The sequence below is a fragment of the Streptomyces sp. NPDC037273 genome, from assembly GCF_055603625.1.
In genome coordinates this window covers 185,178-203,785 of sequence record NZ_JBVJVO010000003.1, presented here as the reverse complement: position 1 = coordinate 203,785, position 18,608 = coordinate 185,178, and the positions used below count along the sequence as shown (strand labels likewise).

18 protein-coding genes are annotated in these 18,608 nt (G+C 72.8%); 8 read left to right on the top strand and 10 right to left on the bottom strand.

Translation table 11 applies throughout. The features are described from left to right. Nucleotides 1-83 precede the first annotated feature (83 nt). The 4 genes from ACZ7G1_RS10250 to ACZ7G1_RS10235 form a co-directional block, all read right to left on the bottom strand. Nucleotides 84-1,811, bottom strand: coding sequence for an ABC transporter substrate-binding protein (locus tag ACZ7G1_RS10250; protein WP_470872549.1), 1,728 nt, complete (start codon nucleotides 1,809-1,811; stop codon nucleotides 84-86). A gap of 189 nt (nucleotides 1,812-2,000) precedes the next feature. After that, nucleotides 2,001-2,093 carry an Ms4533A family Cys-rich leader peptide gene (locus ACZ7G1_RS10245; RefSeq protein ID WP_470872550.1) on the bottom strand — a complete coding sequence of 31 codons (93 nt, stop codon included), beginning with the start codon at nucleotides 2,091-2,093 and terminating at the stop codon, nucleotides 2,001-2,003. Nucleotides 2,094-2,194: 101 nt separating this feature from the next. Then, nucleotides 2,195-3,283 carry a DUF3152 domain-containing protein gene (locus ACZ7G1_RS10240; protein ID WP_470872552.1) on the bottom strand — a complete coding sequence of 363 codons (1,089 nt, stop codon included), beginning with the start codon at nucleotides 3,281-3,283 and terminating at the stop codon, nucleotides 2,195-2,197. An 879-nt stretch (nucleotides 3,284-4,162) separates the two neighbouring features. After that, complete coding sequence (locus tag ACZ7G1_RS10235; RefSeq protein WP_470872554.1) at nucleotides 4,163-5,128, bottom strand: alpha/beta fold hydrolase; 966 nt, start codon at nucleotides 5,126-5,128, stop codon at nucleotides 4,163-4,165. Nucleotides 5,129-5,268: 140 nt separating this feature from the next. Here ACZ7G1_RS10235 and ACZ7G1_RS10230 point away from each other — a divergent pair, with 140 nt between their 5' ends. From ACZ7G1_RS10230 to ACZ7G1_RS10215, 4 genes are all read left to right on the top strand, one after another. Next, a complete protein-coding gene (locus ACZ7G1_RS10230; protein WP_470872556.1) occupies nucleotides 5,269-5,484 on the top strand; it encodes a hypothetical protein in 216 nt (71 codons plus the stop codon). 146 nt (nucleotides 5,485-5,630) lie between these two features. After that, nucleotides 5,631-6,290: a TetR/AcrR family transcriptional regulator gene (locus tag ACZ7G1_RS10225; protein ID WP_470872558.1), complete on the top strand. Its 660-nt coding sequence runs from the start codon at nucleotides 5,631-5,633 to the stop codon at nucleotides 6,288-6,290. Nucleotides 6,291-6,417: 127 nt separating this feature from the next. Further along, nucleotides 6,418-6,645 carry a DUF3107 domain-containing protein gene (locus tag ACZ7G1_RS10220; protein WP_402471575.1) on the top strand — a complete coding sequence of 76 codons (228 nt, stop codon included), beginning with the start codon at nucleotides 6,418-6,420 and terminating at the stop codon, nucleotides 6,643-6,645. Between the two features lie 168 nt (nucleotides 6,646-6,813). Then, complete coding sequence (locus ACZ7G1_RS10215) at nucleotides 6,814-7,083, top strand: hypothetical protein (RefSeq protein ID WP_470872560.1); 270 nt, start codon at nucleotides 6,814-6,816, stop codon at nucleotides 7,081-7,083. A gap of 87 nt (nucleotides 7,084-7,170) precedes the next feature. Here the strand turns inward: ACZ7G1_RS10215 and ACZ7G1_RS10210 are convergent, their stop codons facing one another. Beyond that, complete coding sequence (locus ACZ7G1_RS10210) at nucleotides 7,171-7,893, bottom strand: ferritin-like fold-containing protein (RefSeq protein ID WP_470872562.1); 723 nt, start codon at nucleotides 7,891-7,893, stop codon at nucleotides 7,171-7,173. A gap of 485 nt (nucleotides 7,894-8,378) precedes the next feature. Between ACZ7G1_RS10210 and ACZ7G1_RS10205 the strand changes: the two genes are divergently transcribed. Then, on the top strand, nucleotides 8,379-11,441 hold the full coding sequence (locus tag ACZ7G1_RS10205) for a DEAD/DEAH box helicase (protein ID WP_470872564.1): 3,063 nt from the start codon (nucleotides 8,379-8,381) through the stop codon (nucleotides 11,439-11,441). Between the two features lie 121 nt (nucleotides 11,442-11,562). Further along, nucleotides 11,563-12,456: an alpha/beta fold hydrolase gene (locus ACZ7G1_RS10200; protein ID WP_470872566.1), complete on the top strand. Its 894-nt coding sequence runs from the start codon at nucleotides 11,563-11,565 to the stop codon at nucleotides 12,454-12,456. Here ACZ7G1_RS10200 and ACZ7G1_RS10195 read toward each other — a convergent pair. After that, on the bottom strand, nucleotides 12,440-13,369 hold the full coding sequence (locus ACZ7G1_RS10195) for an NYN domain-containing protein (protein ID WP_470872568.1): 930 nt from the start codon (nucleotides 13,367-13,369) through the stop codon (nucleotides 12,440-12,442). The genes ACZ7G1_RS10200 and ACZ7G1_RS10195 overlap by 17 nt on opposite strands. Nucleotides 13,370-13,544: 175 nt before the next feature. Between ACZ7G1_RS10195 and ACZ7G1_RS10190 the strand changes: the two genes are divergently transcribed. After that, a complete protein-coding gene (locus tag ACZ7G1_RS10190; protein WP_017239951.1) occupies nucleotides 13,545-13,697 on the top strand; it encodes a hypothetical protein in 153 nt (50 codons plus the stop codon). 104 nt (nucleotides 13,698-13,801) lie between these two features. Here ACZ7G1_RS10190 and ACZ7G1_RS10185 read toward each other — a convergent pair whose 3' ends face one another. The 4 genes from ACZ7G1_RS10185 to ACZ7G1_RS10170 all read right to left on the bottom strand — a co-directional run bounded on the left by ACZ7G1_RS10185 (nucleotide 13,802) and on the right by ACZ7G1_RS10170 (nucleotide 17,051). Continuing rightward, a complete protein-coding gene (locus tag ACZ7G1_RS10185) occupies nucleotides 13,802-14,407 on the bottom strand; it encodes a MarC family protein (protein WP_470872570.1) in 606 nt (201 codons plus the stop codon). Between the two features lie 312 nt (nucleotides 14,408-14,719). Beyond that, the gene (locus ACZ7G1_RS10180; RefSeq protein WP_470872571.1) at nucleotides 14,720-15,580 is read right to left on the bottom strand and encodes a PHP domain-containing protein; all 861 of its coding nucleotides are present in this window, start codon (nucleotides 15,578-15,580) and stop codon (nucleotides 14,720-14,722) included. Nucleotides 15,581-15,703: 123 nt separating this feature from the next. Further along, the gene (locus ACZ7G1_RS10175) at nucleotides 15,704-16,342 is read right to left on the bottom strand and encodes a DUF6758 family protein (protein ID WP_470872573.1); all 639 of its coding nucleotides are present in this window, start codon (nucleotides 16,340-16,342) and stop codon (nucleotides 15,704-15,706) included. A gap of 124 nt (nucleotides 16,343-16,466) precedes the next feature. Continuing rightward, nucleotides 16,467-17,051 carry a suppressor of fused domain protein gene (locus tag ACZ7G1_RS10170; protein WP_470872575.1) on the bottom strand — a complete coding sequence of 195 codons (585 nt, stop codon included), beginning with the start codon at nucleotides 17,049-17,051 and terminating at the stop codon, nucleotides 16,467-16,469. Nucleotides 17,052-17,472: 421 nt separating this feature from the next. On the opposite strand from ACZ7G1_RS10170, the gene ACZ7G1_RS10165 reads away from it, so the two are divergent. Beyond that, the gene (locus tag ACZ7G1_RS10165; RefSeq protein ID WP_470872576.1) at nucleotides 17,473-18,600 is read left to right on the top strand and encodes a magnesium and cobalt transport protein CorA; all 1,128 of its coding nucleotides are present in this window, start codon (nucleotides 17,473-17,475) and stop codon (nucleotides 18,598-18,600) included. Nucleotides 18,601-18,608 lie beyond the last annotated feature (8 nt).

The following is an 18,608-nucleotide window of genomic DNA, read 5'->3' as shown; positions in this document are numbered from 1 at the left end:
TTCACGCCCCCCCCCCCGCTCCCCACGGTCCGCCCCGTGGCGGGCGCCCCCCCCCCCCCCCCCCGGGGCGTCGGTCAGTGTGGTCACTTGACCGCGACCTGCGAGATGTCGAGGACGCCGGTCCAGTCGCTGATGACGACGTTCTTGATGTCCTTGCCGACGAGCCGCTTGTAGACGGGGTGGAAGAGCGGCACGTCGAGGGCCTGCTCGCCGATCTTGCTGTCGAGGGCGCCCCAGCGGACGGCGGCGGCCTTGAGGTCGGTCAGCTTGTTGATCTCGTCGATCTCCCGGTTGACCGCCGGGTCGTTCAGCTGCGCGTGGTTGTAGTTGGAGCCGTTGGTGACGATCTGGCGACCATCGAAGATCGGCGCGAGGAACGGGCCGCCGGCCGGCCAGTCGGCGCCCCAGCGGGAGAGGAAGAAGCCGGGGGCGCCCTTGACGCTCCAGCGCTTCTCGTTGAACGAGTTGGGCTGCTGGCCGTCGAGCTTCACGGTGATGCCGGCCTTGCCGAGCGCCTCCTGGACGGCGGTGGCGACCTCGGGGCTGGTGGCGCGGTTCTGGGCGGTGGAGTGCAGCAGGGTGATGGTCAGCCCGTTGGGGTAACCGGCCTCCTTCAGGACCTGCTTGGCCTTCTCCGGGTCACCGGTCTTGCCGGCCGGGAAGTGGTCGTACGGCGTGTAGCCGAAGGCCTTCTGGTTCGGCAGGAAGGTGGTGGCGGCCTCGGCGAGCGCGGAGCCGCCGGCCGCGTTGACGACGCTGGTGCGGTTGATCGCGTACGAGATGGCCTGGCGCACCTTGGGGTTGTCGAAGGGCTTCACCTTCGGGTTGAACGCCAGGTAGTTGGTGTAGCCGAAGTGGCCGGTGCCGACCCGGGCGGCGAGCGCCTTGTCGGAGCCGACCTGGGCGAGTTCGGCCGGGCCGAGGTTGGTGTCGGTGGTGACGGCGGCGGAGTCGGCGCCGGACGAGGTGGCCAGGCGCTGGTTGATGACGGCCTCGTCGAGCCCGGACCTGACGTCGATCCTGTCCGGGTAGGCCTTGCGCTCCTCGTCGGTCTTCGGGTCCCAGTGCGGGTTGCGCTCCAGGACGAGCCGCTCGCCGTCGTTCTTGTTCTCGACGACCTTGTACGGGCCCGAGGAGACCGGGTGCTCCTCGTACTTCGCGCCGGTGTCCTTGGCCTTCGGGACCGGGGCGAACTGGGTCTGGGTGGCCACGAAGGGGAACTCGCCCTCGGGCTTCCTCAGCTTGAAGACGAGGGTCCGCGCGTCGGGGGTGACGATCGAGGCGAGGCCCTTCTTGTCCTTGTACGGCCCCTGGTAGGTGTCGCCGCCGACCAGCCAGTCACGCAGGTACGGGGCGCCGCCGGACAGCTCGGCCGCGAAGGAGCGCTCGATGCCGTACTTGACGTCGGCGCTGGTGATGGGCGTGCCGTCCTCGAACTTCAGGCCCTCCTTCAGCGTGTACGTCCACTCGGTGGCGTCCTTGTTGGGGCGGCCCGTGTCGGTGGCGAGGTCCGGGACGACCTGGGTGCCGGCGGCGCCCGCCTCACGGTTGCGGGTGGTGAGCGTACGGAAGACGAGCGAGGGGACGTTGCCGCCGCCCGAGGTGTAGAGCCGGGCCGGGTCGAAGTCGCTCTGCGCCTCGCTGTTCAGGACGGTCAGCGTGCCGCCCTTCTGCGGGGCGCCCCCGGCCTTGCCGGAGGTACCGCCCTTGGCGCCGGCGTCCTCGGGACCGCAGGCGGCGGTGCCCGAGGCCAGGACGAGACTGACGGCTGCCACTGCCACGCGGCGCGAAATGACGGACGGTTGACGCATCGGAGATTACCTCTCGGAGGACTGCGGAAAGGGAAAGGAGAATTCCCCGCGGGCAGCGGCGATCGGCATCGTCCGGACATCACGTCGAACACGGGAAAGAGCCACGCCTGCGGGGAGGGAAAACCCGGGCGCGGTGAATCATCGGCAACGCGAAAACGCGGGAAAAGCCGACGAACGCTCGGGTGGACGTCAGCTACAGAGAATGTCGGACACGGTATGTGCGGTCACGCCGATGAGCGCCAGCTCAATGGCGGCGCGATCGGAGACGTGACGGGGCGACATGCCGAGAAATATGGACGAACACGCGAGCGATGTCAACGCGATTCGCGTCAGAAGTGAGACACCGGTCTCGGCATGTGATCACGCCGAGACCGGACGGGGCGTCAACTGCCGGGGTGCACCCACGGGTTGGGGCGGCACGGAATCCCGTCGATGTTCAGGGACTTCGTCTGCTGCTGCATCACCGGAGCCAGCGAGCCGGCGGTACGGCAGCTCACATGGCCGTGCCCGAGCCGGTGGCCGACCTCGTGGTTGATGAGCATCTGGCGATAGGCGTGCATGGCCTTCGGTCCGAAGGTGTCCGACCCCTGCGCCCATCGGAAGGCGTTGATCATCACGCGGTCGGTGGAGGCGGAGTCACAGGACACGTTGTCGACGGTGGTGTCGAGACCGGACTTCTTGCACCACGCGCCGGTGGTGCCCGGGCTGGCGAGCGTGATGACGAACTGCGGGTCTCCACTCGAAATCCGCTCGAACTTCATCTCGCCGTTGCCGGCCCAGCTCCGTTTGTCGTTCAGGGTCTTCTGCACGGCGTCGGCGAACAGCTTCGCGTCGAGGCCGATTCCCTTCTCGACGTCGATCCGGTAGCGGATCAGCCGCCCCTTGCCCGGCGCCTTGTCGAAGCCCGCCACCGCCTCGAACTCCCCGGAACCCTTCAGCTTCGGATCGATCGGGAACTGCCGGGTCATCAGCTGCTCGTACGTCACCGGCGTCACAGCCGGAGCCGGGGTCGTCGGCACGCCCCGCTCGTCCGAACGCGAGGCGGACGTGTCGTCCGTCGGCCGCTCCGTCGGACCCTCAGCCGCGTGCGTTACCGGCGGCGTGTCCTCCCGCTCCCCAACCTGACCTGCGACGACGACCGCCAGGACGGTCACGACCCCCACGGCCGCCACCCCGGTCAGCGTCCGCCCCAGCCCACCGGGCCGGTGCGCCGCGCCCTCGCCCTCCGGCCCCCTCGAACCACTCTCACGCCGGGGCGCGGGAATGAACGCCGTCTGCCCCTCTGCCCGTTCCTGCGCCGGCGCCGGCGCCCGGTGCGCCCCACGCCTCCCCCCGTGCCCGCCCGGCGGCGCCGCGCCCACCGCCTCGTCATGCTCCGGATGCCCGCCCCGCACCGGCGTCCGATAGGCCGGAATGCCATGCGCGGGCGTGCCGGGCGTGCCGTGCGCCGGCGTATCGAAGCCCCCGCCCACATACACACCACTGCCGTGCGTGACACCTCCCCCCACGCCGCCGCCGGACGCACGACCGCCACCCGCACCGGCGCCGCCCGGGCGGCCGGGGCCGCCGGGGCCGCTGTACGTGCCGTAGCCGAAGGTCGGGGTGCCGTGGGCGGGGGTGCCGGGAGCCGGGGTGCCGTGGGCGGGGGTGCCGGGAGCCGGGGTGCCGTGCACGGGGGTGCCGTGAGCCGGAGTCCCGTACCCGAGGGTCCCGTGGGCCGGAGTGCCGTACCCAGGGGTCCCATGCCGGGGAGTCCCGTGAGCCGGGGTGCCGGGAGCCGGAGTGCCGTGAGCCGGGGTGCCGTGCCCGGGGGCCCCGTGGGCCGCAGTCCCATAGCCAGGGGTCCCGTGAGCCGGAGTCCCGTGCCCGGGGGTCCCATGGGCCGGAGTCCCGTACCCGGGGGTCCCATGGGCCGGGGTGCCGTACCCAGGGGCCCCATGCCGGGGAGTCCCGTGAGCCGGGGTGCCGTACGCGGGGGTGCCGGGAGCCGGAGTCCCGTACCCCGGAGTCCCGTGGGCCGGGGTGCCGTACATAGGGGTGCCGTGGGACGGGGTGCCTGCAGCGTCCTGGCCGCCCACGGCGCCGGGGGCCCGGCGACGGCGGCCCGTGCCCGGGGCGGGGGACGGGCCCTGCGGCTGGGCCTGGGCCGACGGCTGGGCCTGGGTCGGCGCCTGAGTCCGGGCCTGGGCCGACGGCTGGGCCTGAGCCCGGGTCTGGGCGGCCGACGGCTGGGCCTGGGCCGGAGCCTGGGCCCGTGGCTGGGCCGACGGCTGGGGCCGGGCGGCCGCCGGAGGGGCGGGGGGCGCGGCGGGGGCGGAGCTCTTGCGGCTGTGTCGTCCCACGGTCCCGGATCAGCTCCCGCCGTGGTCGGCGATCAGGTCCCGCGCGGCCTGGGCGACCGTTTCGGGGTACTCCATCATCGCCACGTGCCCCGCGTCGGGGAGGGTGAGGAGGCGGGAGCCGCGGAAGGCGGCGGCCGCCTTGCGGGCCATCCGGTACGAGACGAGCCGGTCGCGCCCGCCGTAGACGAGGAGGGTCGGGGCGAGGACGCGTTCGGCCTGGCGCCACAGCCCGTGCTGGCCGCCGAGGGTGTAGGCGTCGACGATGCCGCGGGAGGAGCGGGCCATGGCGTCCCAGAAGTACGGGAGCTCAAGGCGCCGCTCCATCTCCTCGACGGCGTGCAGGAGGCCTTCGTCGGTGACGCGGCCGGGGTCCCCGTAACAGAGGGAGAGGACGCCGCGGACGCGCTGCTCGGGCGTCCAGTCCCGGGAGAGCTTCGCGAAGAGGGAGGCGACGCCGGGCACCGCGAGCATCACGGTCGGCCAGGCGGTGCGCTGGGCGCGCAGCTCGGGCAGGGCCGGGGAGATGAGGGTGAGGGTGCGGACCAGGTCGGGCCTGGCGGCGGCGACGCGGGTGGCGACGGCGCCGCCCAGCGAGTTGCCGAAGAGGTGCACGGGCCCGCGTCCGCCGGCGTCCAGGAGCCGGATGACCGCGCGGGCGTGGCCGGTGACCGAGTAGTTGCCGTCGTCGGGCGGCGGGGAGTCGCCGAAGCCCGGCAGGTCGACGGCCTCGCCGTCCACCTGGTCCGCGAGCAGCGGCATCAGGGTGGACCAGTTCTGCGAGGAGCCGCCGAGGCCGTGCACGTACAGCGCGGGCGGCAGGCCGGGCCGGTTCCCCGGCCGGGAGCGCACGGTGAGGGTGAGCCCGGGGAGCTCGACGGAGCGGAGCTCCTCGCCGTCGGCGACCCTCACGGCGCGGGTGCGCGCCGCGGGCGGTGCGGCGGCGGTCCGTTTTTCCGGCAGCTCGGTCGAGGACATGGCCGCAATATTACGAGACGATCACGCGGCTCCGCGTGTGGGTGGCGTCACAAGTGCGTGTGCGGCGGGGCGCGTGTGCTCCTACGCTCGAAGAGAGGGCCATCGGAGAGGACCGCGACCCGCATGCCGGAAGGAACCGCATGACTGTCGATCCGACCGAGCCGGACACATTCGCCGAGGAAGAGGTCGTCTTGCTGGAGCAGGAAATCCCGGAGGCCGACGCCGCCGAGCAGCACACCGAACTGCAACAACGCGAGGACGAACCCCTCACCCATATCGAGCACGAGTCGGCGAACGAGGCCGACGCGTCCGAACAGGCGCGCGTCGTCGCGCTGGACGAAGACGACTACCGCTGATTTGTTCGGTTTAATCTTGAATCGACTGTCGACCCGGACGTCCGGTCCGTGAAATTCTGCGTTCGCACCGCGCACAGCCGGGTTACCCAAAAGTACGATGGCGGCGCGGCGCGACAGCGCGCATGGATCGATTCTTGGGAGGCCGCGTGAGCGCCATCGAGCAGACAGAGGCAGCACGCCCTCGGGGCACGCGCCTGCCGCGACGTGCCCGACGGAACCAGCTGCTCGGCGCGGCCCAGGAGGTTTTCGTCGCCCAGGGGTACCACTCGGCCGCGATGGACGACATCGCCGAGCGGGCCGGCGTCAGCAAGCCGGTGCTCTACCAGCACTTCCCCGGGAAGCTGGAGCTCTACCTCGCCCTGCTCGACCAGCACTGCGAGTCCCTGCTCCTCGCGGTGCGCACCGCCCTCGCCTCCACCACGGACAACAAGCTCCGGGTCGCGGCGACGATGGACGCCTACTTCGCCTACGTCGAGGACGAGGGCGGCGCCTTCCGTCTGGTCTTCGAGTCGGACCTCACCAACGAGCCCGCGGTACGCGAGCGCGTGGACCGGGTCAGCCTGCAGTGCGCCGAGGCGATCTCCGACGTCATCGCCGAGGACACCGGCCTGTCCAAGGACGAGTCGATGCTGCTCGCCGTCGGCCTCGGCGGCGTCTCCCAGGTCGTCGCCCGCTACTGGCTGTCCAGCGAGTCCAAGATCCCCCGCGACAGGGCGGTCGGACTGCTCACCTCGCTCGCGTGGCGCGGCATCGCCGGCTTCCCGCTGCACCCGGTGGACGGCCTGCTGAGCGCCGAGGGCCACTGAACATTCCTGCGGGCTGTTCGCTCCTGGCGTGCCGCCGCTGCGCCGTGCGCGTCCCCTCACCGGGCTAATGTGTGCAGCGTACGGCGCAAACAATCGCGCAACGCTGACCGTTCGGAGGGACATAGCCGTGGAGGTCAAGATCGGCGTGCAGCACGCACCCCGGGAGATCGTTCTGGAGAGCGGGCAGTCCGCCGAGGAGGTGGAGCGCGCGGTGGCCGACGCACTGTCCGGCACGTCGCAGCTGCTCAGTCTCTCGGACGAGAAGGGCCGCAAGGTCCTCGTTCCCGCCGAGAAGATCGCGTACGTGGAGCTCGGCGAGCCCGCCGTCCGCCGCGTGGGTTTCGGCGCGCTCTGAGCCCAGGATCGTGAGGAAGGCCCGGTGGGACCGATGAGGTCCCACCGGGCCTTCCGTATGCCCGTATGGCCACGTCAGGGGGTACGGGAGGATTGCGTTCCGGCGCTCAGGGGTAGGAGGTCAGCGACCGCACCACCCGCCCCGCAGCACCCCGCGAGGTGATCCGCCGTGTTCCTGGAAGCCCTCGGTTCCGCCCTGCTCGGTTTCGCCCTGGCCTGGGTCGCCGTGCAGCGGCTCGCCGACCGCCTCCCCGTCCGGGGGAGGGTCCTCGCCACCGGCACGGTCGGCGGCGTCTTCGGCGCCCTCGTCACCCACGGGGCCCTCGGCCCCGGCCACTTCCTCGCCACCCTCATCGGCGCGGCCGCCGTCGCCGCGGTACTGCTGTCCCTCCTGATCCGCCCGGCCGGCCGCCACCTCCGCCGCTCAGCGGCCGCGTGAGGAGCGCGGCGCGGTCCATCCGGCCCTGGCATACGTGAGGGCCCGCGCTCAGATCGCGCGGGCCCTTCGTCGTACCGGTGCGGAGTCCTAGGCGGCGAGGCCGAGGGCGGCCATGCGCTTGGTGTGGGCCTCGGTGATACGGGAGAACATGCGGCCGACCTCGGCCAGGTCGAAGCCGTCCGCGACACCGCCGACCAGCATCGTCGAGAGCGCGTCGCGCTCGGCGACCACGCGCTGCGCCTGCGAGAGCGCCTCGCCCATCAGGCGGCGCGCCCAGAGCGCGAGCCGGCCGCCGACGCGCGGGTCGGCGTCGATGGCCGCGCGGACCTTCTCCACGGCGAAGTTGCCGTGACCGGTGTCGTCGAGCACCGAGAGGACGAGGCCCCGCGTGTCGGAGTCGAGCCGCGCCGCGACCTCCCGGTAGAAGTCGCTGGCGATGGAGTCGCCCACGTACGCCTTGACCAGGCCTTCGAGCCAGTCCGACGGCGCGGTCAGCCGGTGGAAGTCGTCGAGCGCCTTGGCGAAGGGCTCCATCGCCGCGGTCGGCTCCGCGTCGACGGCGGCGAGCCGGTCCCGCAGCTGCTCGAAGTGGTGGAACTCGGCCGCGGCCATCTTCGCCAGCTCCGCCTTGTCCGCGAGGGTGGGCGCCAGCTTGGCGTCCTCGGCGAGCCGCTCGAAGGCCGCCAGCTCTCCGTAGGCGAGGGCGCCCAGGAGGTCGATGACGGCGGCGCGGTACTGCGGCTCGGCGGATGCCGTGGCCCAGTCCTCGGCGGCGATCCCGGTGGGTGTGGCGTTGTCAGGCGTCTCCATGGAGCGCACAATAGCCCGCTCGCGGCCCCGGGAAGGCCCTGGTCAGTCAGTGTGACCGTGCCCTCATCACGTTTTCTCCCAACACACATGCGCGAATCCGGGGTACAGTGATAAAGCGCCTGCTGAGTATGCGGACATGCTTTCGCACGTTCGGACGTACCCGGTGGGCCGACTCATGAATGAGGATGCCCGGTCGGTGGCCCGATCGGCTCCGGCCCGACAGCCCTTCCGGCGGACCCGCGGAAGGGTCACCCTCAGCGGTACGACGCTCGAGCGACGGCAGTGGTCCCGTGCCACCCGGCAGTGATCTCCACGATCCGGCCGGAAGGTTCCCGGCACGGTACGACCCCCTTCGTTCGCCTCGCGCCGCGTCTCACAGAAGAGGCAGCACCCTGACTACGACTTTCCGAGAGCTCGGAATCCTCCCTGAGACGGCCGAGGCCCTGGAGGCCGTCGGTATCGTCAACCCCTTCCCCATCCAGGAGATGACCCTTCCGGTCGCCCTCACCGGCACCGACGTCATCGGCCAGGCCAAGACCGGCACGGGCAAGACCCTCGGTTTCGGCCTGCCCATCCTGGAGCGCGTCACCGTCCCCATGGACGTCGAGGTCGGCCGGGCCAAGCCCGAGCAGCTGACCGACGCCCCGCAGGCGCTCGTCGTCGTCCCCACCCGCGAGCTGTGCCAGCAGGTCACCAACGACCTCCTGACCGCCGGCAAGGTGCGCAACGTCCGCGTGCTCGCCATCTACGGCGGCCGGGCGTACGAGCCCCAGGTCGAGGCGCTGAACAAGGGCGTCGACGTCGTCGTCGGCACCCCCGGCCGCCTGCTCGACCTGGCCGGCCAGCGCAAGCTCGACCTGTCGAAGGTCAAGGTCCTCGTCCTCGACGAGGCCGACGAGATGCTCGACCTGGGCTTCCTGCCCGACGTCGAGAAGATCATGAACATGCTTCCGGCGAAGCGTCAGACCATGCTGTTCTCGGCCACCATGCCGGGCGCGGTCATCGGCCTGGCCCGCCGCTACATGTCGCAGCCGACGCACATCCGCGCCACCTCGCCCGACGGCGAGGGCGTGACCGTCGCCAACATCAAGCAGCACGTCTACCGCGCGCACTCGATGGACAAGCCGGAGATGGTCTCCCGCATCCTGCAGGCCAACGGCCGCGGGCTCGCGATGATCTTCTGCCGCACCAAGCGCACCGCCGCCGACATCGCCGAGCAGCTGGAGCGGCGCGGCTTCGCCTCCGGCGCCGTCCACGGCGACCTCGGCCAGGGCGCCCGCGAGCAGGCGCTGCGCGCCTTCCGCAACGGCAAGGTCGACGTCCTCGTCTGCACCGACGTCGCCGCCCGTGGCATCGACGTCGAGGGCGTCACCCACGTCATCAACTACCAGTCCCCCGAGGACGAGAAGACCTTCCTCCACCGGGTCGGCCGCACCGGCCGCGCCGGTGCCAAGGGCACCGCGGTGACGCTGGTCGACTGGGACGACATCCCGCGCTGGCAGCTCATCAACAAGGCGCTCGGCCTCGACTTCCACGAGCCGGTCGAGACCTACTCCAGCTCCCCGCACCTCTTCGAGGAGCTGGACATCCCCGCGGGCACCAAGGGCATCCTGCCCCGCGCCGAGCGCACCCGCGCCGGTCTGGGCGCGGAGAAGCTCGAGGACCTCGGCGAGCCCGGCGGCCGCCGTGCCCGCGGCCCGAAGCCGGCCGAGCGGACCGAGGAGCGCCCCGAGCGCACCCGTACCCCGCGTCAGCGCCGGCGCACCCGCGGCGGCGCGGCGGACGAGGTCCCCGCGTCGGTGGCCCCCGCCGTCGAGACGCCCGCCGTCCCCGCCACGGACGAGGCCCGCTCCGAGTCCGTGACCCGCACCCCGCGCCGCCGTCGCCGCACCCGCGCCGTCGTGCCGGCCGCCGTGCAGGCGCCCCAGTCCGCCGCCGCCGGCCAGGACGCTCCGGCCGCCCAGGCGCCGCAGGCCGCCCCGGCGGACGAGGCCGCTCCCGCGCGCCAGTCCGCCCCGGCGACCCAGGCCGCTCCGGCGACCCAGACCGCTCCGGCCGCCCAGTCCGCCCCGGCGACCCAGGCCGCTCCGGCCGCCCAGGCCGAGAAGGCCGCTCCGGCGGGCGAGGCGCAGCAGGCCGCTTCCGCGGGCCGGGCCGCCCGGGCCCCGCAGGCCACCCGGACCACCCAGGCCGCTCCGGCGCGCCAGGCCGCCGATGCCGCTCCGGCCGCCGCCGAGGAGTCGCGCGCGCCGCGTCGCCGTGGCCGTGCGCCTCGGCAGGAGTCGGTGACGGCGGCGCCCGCGGCGCAGCCGGCGGTGTTCCAGGAGCCGGCGCCGGCTCCGCGTCGCCGCAGGCCGCGCGTGGCGCGTCCGGTGGAGGACACGGGTTCGTTCCAGACGGTCGAGACGGCCGCCGCCGCGCTGCGCGCCGCCGCTCCGGCCGCCGCCGTCGCGGTCGAGGCGCCGGTGGAGGAGTCGGAGAAGGCTCCGCGCCGTCGGGCGACGCGCAAGGCCGCCGGTTCGCCGGTCGCCGAGCAGGTCGTGGCGCAGGCCGCCGCGCCGGTCGTCGAGGCCCCCGTGGCCGAGACGGCCGAGGTTCCGGCCCCGCGTCGCCGCCGTCGCGCGGTCCGCCCGGCGACCAACACGCCGGTCGAGGCCCCTGTGGCCGAGGCACCCGTCGTCGAGGCGCCCGTCGCCGAGCCGGTGGCCGAGCCCGTCGTCGAGGAGGCCCCGAAGGCTCCCCGTGGTCGCCGCACGGCCCGCCGGCCCGCCGGTTCCCCGGTGACCGCCGAGGCCCCCGCGGCCGAGGTGATCGTCGCCGAGCCGGTGGCCGAGCCCGTCGTCGAGGAGGCCCCGAAGGCTCCCCGTGGTCGCCGCACGGCCCGTCGGCCCGCCGGTTCCCCGGTGACCGCCGAGGCCCCCGCGGCCGAGGTCGTCGTCGTGCCCGCGCCGGTCGCGGAACCGGTCGTCGAGGAGGCCCCCCGCGCCCGCCGCACCGCCCGCAAGGCCGCCGGTTCCCCGGTGACCGCCGAGGCCCCCGCGGCCGAGGTCGTCGTGGAGGAGGCCCCCAAGGCTCCGCGCGCTCGCCGTACGACCAAGAAGGCCGCGGCCGCCGAGGCCGAGGCCCCGGTGGCGGAGGCCCCGGTCGTCGAGGAGGCCCCGAAGGCTCCCCGTGCGCGCCGTACGACCAAGAAGGCCGCGGCCGCCGAGGCCGAGGCCCCGGTGACCGAGGCCCCGGTGGCTGCGGCCCCGGTCGCCGAGGAGGCCCCCAAGGCCGCCCCGCGTCGCCGTACGGTCAAGAAGGCCGCCGCCGAGGCCCCGGTGGCCGAGGCTCCGGCCGCGGAGGAGGCCCCCAAGGCTCCGCGTCGCCGGGCGACCAAGAAGACGGTCGTCGCGGAGGCGCCGGACGCTTCCGAGCCGAAGACGCCGACGCGTCGCCGTACGACGAAGAAGGCGGCCGCCGAGGCCGAAGCGCCGGCGGCCGAGGAGGCCCCGAAGGCTCCTCGCCGACGCACCACCAAGAAGGCGGCGGCCCAGCCGGAGAGCTGATCCACCGCCCCACCCGTCACACCCGTGCGGCCCGTCCCCTTCTCAGGGGGCGGGCCGCACGGCGTCGGGCCCCCTCCCGGCCCGTTCTGCCACCCCCCTCCCCCGCCGTTACAGTCCAGATATGAGCAAGCCCCTTTCTCTCGCGCTGCCGCCCCACACCCGAGCGCGGCGGCTGGTCACCGCGCGTGGCGACTTCGCCGTACTGGACACGGCGGCGGGGGGCGAGCGGCGGGGGACGGTGCTGCTGCTGCCGGGGTACACGGGGAGCAAGGAGGACTTCCTCGAGCTCCTGGGGCCACTGGGCGAGGCCGGGTACCGGGCGGTGGCGGTGGACGGGCGTGGGCAGCACGAGAGCCCGGGGCCGCGGGGCCGGAGGGCGTACCGGCGCAGGGAGCTGGCGCTCGACGCGGTGGCGCAGGCGGCGGCGCTGGGCGAAGGGCCCGTGCATCTGGTGGGCCACTCGTTCGGTGGCCTGGTGGCGCGGGCGGCGGCGGCGCTGGCTCCGGGCGCGTTCCGCTCGTTGACGCTGCTGTCGTCGGGGCCCGGCCGGGTGGCCCGGCCGCAGCGGGTCCGGCTGCGGGTGCTGCGCGGGGCGCTCGCGGTGCTGCCGAAGGACCGGGTGTGGGACGCGATGTGCCGGCTCGACAGCCGTGGCGAGGAAGCGGCCGAGGCGGACGCGCCGGAGCTCACGGAGTTCCTCCGGCGACGCTGGATGCGGACCCGGATCGCCCAACTCGCGGGAGCGGGGCGGCTGTTGTCGAGTGGTCAGGACGGTACGGAGGAGCTGGCGGCGCTGCGGATCCCGCTGCACATCGCGTACGGGACGGACGAGGGCGTGTGGGCGCCCGCGGATCTGGCGGCGACCGCGGCCCGCACAGGCGCGCACCACACGGTGGTGGCGGGCGCGGGCCACTCCCCCAACGTGTCGCACCCGCGGGAGCTCGCGGACCGGCTGGCCGCCTTCTGGGCGCGGGTGGACGCCCCGGCCGCCGCCGAGGTCAGTACTGCGCTTTGAGGTGCTGCCAGAAGCCGTCCCTGAGGGCGCGCCGCAGTGAGGCGTGGCCGCGCAGGGAGCGGCTGAGCAGGCGCTCCGCCTCGACGAGCAGGTCCTGGTCGACGCCGCCCGGCAGGTAGGGCGCGCCGGGCAGGAGTTCGGCGAGCCGGTCGCGGCCGCGTTCGGCGAGCCAGGTCGCGGCGATCTGGGCGCCGACGAACCGGACCTCTTCGCGGGAGGGCGGCGGCTCGCCCTCGTTCTCGTACGTGGTGACGGGGCGGCGGGTGACGTAGGGGCGGCAGAAGTCGAGGTCGAAGGTGCGCTGGCTGTCGACCTCCCAGAGGAGCGCCTCGGCCTGGTTGCGGCCTTCGGCGGCCTCGATGCCCCAGAGGTGGACGCGGGCGCCGTAGCCCTGGGCGGCCTCGACGGCGGAGACGAGGTCCTCGTCGCCGCCGACGAGGGCGGCGTCGCTGATGGCGCGGTGGCGGGCGAGGGACTCCAGGTCGGTGCGGATGAGGGAGTCGACGCCCTTCTGCTGGTTGTTGGCGTTGAGGTTGCCGAGGCGGACCTTGACGTCGGGGAGCTCGGCGATGGCCTGCTGCTCGGGGGTGTGGATGCGGCGCCTGGCTCCGTCGTACCAGTAGACGCGGAGGAGGCGGCTGTCCGCGAAGATCGTGCGGGCCTTGTCGATGAAGGCCTCGATGAGGCCCTCGGCGTCGAGGTCGAAGGAGCGCCGGTCCTCGGTTCCCGTCACAAGCAACCCGGCCGCAGCATGGACGTAACCCGCGTCGACGAAGATGGCGTGGGTGGAAGGGGTTTTGGCGACCTCGGCCAGCATCCGCTGCAGGAGCTCGTTGGTGCGCTCCAGGCGTGCGTCGAGTGCGCGCAGGCGGGTGTCGGTCTCGGTCACCTGAGTGGTCTCTGCGTCGTTCATACGGGGCTCATTGTCCGCCGCCGGCGACGTGGCCGCCACCACCCTCTACCCGCCAGTAGTTAGTCATCCGAAAATTTTCCTTAGCGTAAGGAATGTTTGCAGGGTGCAGCTCGTTGGATCCATACGTAACGCAGTTCTCCATCAGGAGGATCAACTCAGACGAAGGGAGAAGCCCATGCGCTTCGAAATCCTGCGACTCGACGACATCGACGGCACGCCCGTCGACCGCACCGTCGTGGACGCCTCCTCCGTCAACCGGATCGTGCAGCAGGCCGCCGCGATCGGCCAGCGCATCTGGATCCGCCCCGCCGAGACCTCGGCCTCGTAACAGGTCGGGTACACACCACGCACCGCGCCCCCGCACGGACTTCGCTCAGCGGAATCCGTACGGGGGCGCAGTGGTGTCCGGGGGCGGCCGCCCCCGGCGACCGGTCAGGCGTTCTGGATCACCTGGGTGATGCCGTTGATGATCTGCTGGACCGCGATGGCGGAGAGCATCATGCCCGCGAGCCGGGTGACCAGGACGACGCCGCCGTCCTTGATGATCCGGATGATCACCAGCGAGTACCGCATGGTCAGCCACAGCACGACGTGCATGGCGGCGATGGCGGTCCAGACGGAGACCTGCGAGGCGACGCTGTCGGCGTTCTGCACGGCCAGGATGACCGAGACGATGGCACCGGGGCCGGCGAGCAGCGGCATGCCGAGCGGGACCAGGGCGACGTTGACGTCCTTGGTCTGCTTCGGCTCGTCGGTCTTGCCGGTGAGCAGGTCGAGCGCGATGAGCAGCAGCAGGAGACCGCCCGCGATCATCAGCGCGGGGACGGAGACGTGCAGGTAGTCGAGGATCTGCTGGCCCAGCAGACCGAAGACGGTGATGACGCCGAACGCCACGGCGACGGCCTGCCAGGCCATCCGGCGCTGCACCTTGGCCGGGCGGCCGGAGGTGAGGGCGAGGAAGATCGGGGTGATCCCGGGGGGATCCATGATCACGAAGAGGGTCAGGAACAGCGAGCCGAAGACGGCGACGTCGAACACGGTGGGGTGCCTTGCGGGTGAGGTCGAACAAACGGGGTGTACCCGCCCGGCGGAACGTGGGATTCCGGGGGCAGGGCAGGAAGAACGCCACCCCGCGCACGGCACGGAGCCGTACGGGGGTGGACCAGGACGAAAGGGACCCTGGACGGGAAGCGGCGGGCACGACGGCCGGCCGCCGTCACGAGGGACCGGCGGAAAGGGCCCGGACCGGCCAGGGCCCGCCCGGCGGTTCACAGCCGGGTTCGCGGACCTGAACCGCGGGACGAGCCCCAGGGCCTGTCCGGCCCTGATCCGCCGGACGGGCCGACGGGCCTAGCGGATTCCCCCCGCGCCGGGGACCGGGAAGGCCCCCGCCGCACGGCGGGTGATCTCGCCGTAGATCTCGGGGTCGGTGGTGTACTCGCCGAGGCGGCAGGTCTTGCGGCTGCCGTGGTAGTCGCTGGAGCCCGTGGTCAGCAGCCCGAGCTCCTTCGCGAGCCCGCGCAGCCGCGCCCGCGTCGCCTCGTCGTGGTCCATGTGGTCGACCTCGATGCCGTCGAGTCCGGCCTCGGCGAGCCGGGCTATCGAGGCCTCGGGCAGCACCTGGCCGCGCTTGACGGCGAGCGGGTGCGCGAAGACGGTGACGCCGCCGGCCGCCTTCACCAGACGGATCGCCTCGACGGGGTCGAGCTCGTGCTTCCCGACGTACGCCCGGCCGCCGTCGGCGAGCCACTCGGGCGTGAACGCCCCCGACACATCCGGTACGACTCCGAGCTCGACCAGCGCCTCCGCGACGTGCGGCCGGCCCACGGAGCCGTCACCGGCGATCCGGGCGACCTGCTCCCAGGTGACCGGGACGCCGAGCTCCTGGAGCTTGCCGACCATGGCGCGGGCGCGCGGCACCCGGTCGTCGCGGACCAGCTCGCGCTCGGCGAGCAGCGCCGGCTCGGTCGGGTCGAAGAGGTACGCCAGCATGTGCAGGCTGATCCCGTCGACCCGGCAGGACAGCTCGGCCCCGGTGACCAGCGTCAGCCCCTCGGGCAGCGCCTCGATCGCCTCGGCGTGCCCGCGGGTCGTGTCGTGGTCCGTCAGCGCGACGACGTCGAGACCGGCCGCGGCCGCGTTCCGTACGAGCTCCGCCGGCGAGTCCGTGCCGTCGGACGCCGTGGAGTGGGTGTGCAGATCGATGCGCACGCGGTACTCCGGGGGCTAGGCACGGACGAGGGACGCTCCAGCATAACGGGCGAATCGAACACGCCCGTACGGAACGTCAGACGGTCACCACCGGGCGGGAGCCGGGCGGGAGCCGCGCAGGACCTAGCCGAGGAGCCTCGGGGTGAGCGCCCCGCACGGCAGGAGTTCGACCTCGGCTCCGGCGTCACGGAGGTCGGTGAGGACGAGCTCGTCGTACATGAGGAGGCCGGACTGCTCGGGCCAGACGATCGCCCACAGCCACATGCCGCGCGCCTCGCCCGCGAAGACGGCGCGGTCGTGCGGGGCGCCGTTGACGTGCCAGAGCGGGGTGGGACGGCCGGCGGCGAGCACCTTGGTCTGGGGCGGCTTGTCGATGGACATGCCGGGGCCGGGGTCCGGGCCGTCGATGCCGGCGTACCTGGCGCCGAGGCCGACGCCCAGCTCCTCGGCGACGAGGACCAGCTCGCCGATCCCGCCGAGCGGACCGGGACCCGAGCAGGCGACGGCCGTCGCGCGTCCGCCGCTGCGGTCGTCTCCCGCGTACGCGACCCCGGTGAAGAGCCAGCCGACGGGCAGGGGCCACGGCATCCACACCGGCACGTGGGACCGGTTCACCACGACTCCGAGCGCCTCGACGCTGGGCGGGATCACGGGCTGGAGCGGGTACACCGAGCCGTGTACGTCACACTGCCAGGAGTCGGCGAAGAGACCGGGCGCCCTGACCCGGCCACCGCACTTCGGACAACTGGGTTCGCCCCTCATAGGGCTCAACGGTCCTAGCTCTGCCGCCCCGCGTCAAGGACGTCGGCGGACGATCACCCGTCCGGCCGGGGCCGCTCACCCTCGGTGGGCGTACGCCCCGGTTCGGGCGGATTCGGGACCGCGCTCAGTCCAGGTTCACCGAGCCGCGCAGGGGGTCGCGCAGGTCCGTCCCCTTGGCCAGCCAGCGTTCCTCCAGGGCCTGCGCCCCGTGGACCCGCTTCCAGGCGGCCTCGTTCGGCGTCATCGGCAGCAGCGGCAGGAAGCGGACCGGGTCCATCGGCTCGTCGAGCTCCAGGTCCTCCACCAGACCGCCCGACTCGGCGACGAGCACCGAGCTGAAGCCGGCGCCGGGCCACAGCGGGTCGCCGACGTCGAGCGAGGCGCCGGGCGCCACGACGACACCCTCGACCTGCGGGGTGGCGGCCAGCACGGCGAGCGGCCGCAGCACCTTGTCGGTGTCGGCGAGCCCGGCCCGCACGGTGAGGACGAGTTCCGCGCGCGGACCCTTCACCGGGTCGGCCAGCGCGGAGGTGGGGTCGGTCATCGGCTGCGCGGACATGCCGAGGGTCGCGTACCGCACGAGATCCCCGTCGATGAACCGGAGCACCTCGATCCGGTCCGTGCCGAGAAACGTCACCGCGGCCCGCGCGTCCGGTTCTCCGAGCGCCGTCCGCAGCCGGGCCTCGACCAGTGCAAGAACTTCTCCCATGCGGGGAGCATAGATCGCGTATGGAACGGGCAAAGTAAGGGATTGACCCTCTGTCGGCTGATAGTGTTGGCCACTGGTCGGGATTCCCGACTGCTCGTCACACGTCATCCCCGACAGGGGACCGGCCGGAGGAGGTGGGACTGCGATGGACCGAAGTCGATCGGGCAGTACCAGCAGCTCTTCCGCCGCTCCGCACCCCCACCCGGTGCGCCCTCTCCGGTGACGTCCGGGTCCGGCACGGACCCGCCCCTCCGGCATCTCGCACGACGGAAGAGCAACTTTCGCCTTTCCCTGTCTGTAGCGACCGCCGTCGAACGCGCCCCTCCGGTGCCGCCCGCTTTGTGGACGACGTACCTCTCCGTCCCCATTCCGGGCTGCGCCACGCTTCGCGCCGACGGCCGATCCGTGAAGGAGCACAGCCGTGTCGATGATCCGTGACCTCACCGCTGCCGTCCGCCCGAGCCTGCGGCACAGCCTGCGCAAGACGCCCACCACGTACACCGCGTACGACCCCACCCGCGACCACTCGGCCTCCAGCGCCGTCGTCGACTGCGCGGTCTACCGCGACGGGCGGCGGATCGACGACCGCGAATGCCTCACGCCGCGCGGCGCGATGCGCCAGGTGCGGGAGAGCGGCGGCTTCGCCTGGATCGGCCTCCACGAGCCGACCGAGGCCGAATTCGCCGGTATCGCCGCCGAGTTCGGGCTGCACCCGCTCGCCGTCGAGGACGCCGTCCACGCCCACCAGCGGCCCAAGCTGGAGCGGTACGACGACACGCTCTTCACGGTCTTCAAGACCATCCACTACGTCGAGCACGCCGAACTCACCGCGACCAGCGAGGTCGTCGAGACCGGCGAGGTCATGTGCTTCACCGGGCCCGACTTCGTCATCACCGTCCGGCACGGCGGCCAGGGCTCCCTGCGCAACCTCCGCCACCGCCTCCAGGGCGAGCCGGAGCTCCTCGCCAAGGGCCCCTCGGCCGTGCTGCACGCCATCGCCGACCACGTCGTCGACGGCTACATCGCGGTCGCCGACGCCGTCGAGCTCGACATCGACCAGCTGGAGATCGACGTCTTCTCGCCCGCCGCCAAGGGCTCCACCCGCGGCACGGACACCGGCCGGATCTACCAGCTCAAGCGCGAGGTCCTGGAGTTCAAGCGGGCCGTCACCCCGCTCCTCCGCCCCATGGCGCTCCTCTCCGAGCGCCCCATGCGGCTCGTCGACCCCGACATCCAGAAGTACTTCCGCGACGTCGCCGACCACCTCGCCCGCGTCCAGGAACAGGTCGTCGGCTTCGACGAACTCCTCAACTCGATCCTCCAGGCCAACCTCGCCCAGGCGACCGTCGCCCAGAACGAGGACATGCGCAAGATCACCTCCTGGGCCGCCATCGTCGCCGTCCCCACCGCCGTCTGCGGCGTCTACGGCATGAACTTCGACCACATGCCCGAGCTCCACTGGAAGTACGGCTACCCGATGGTCCTCACCGGCATCATCGCCGTCTGCTTCACCATCCACCGCACCCTGAAGCGCAACGGCTGGCTCTAGATAGGCTT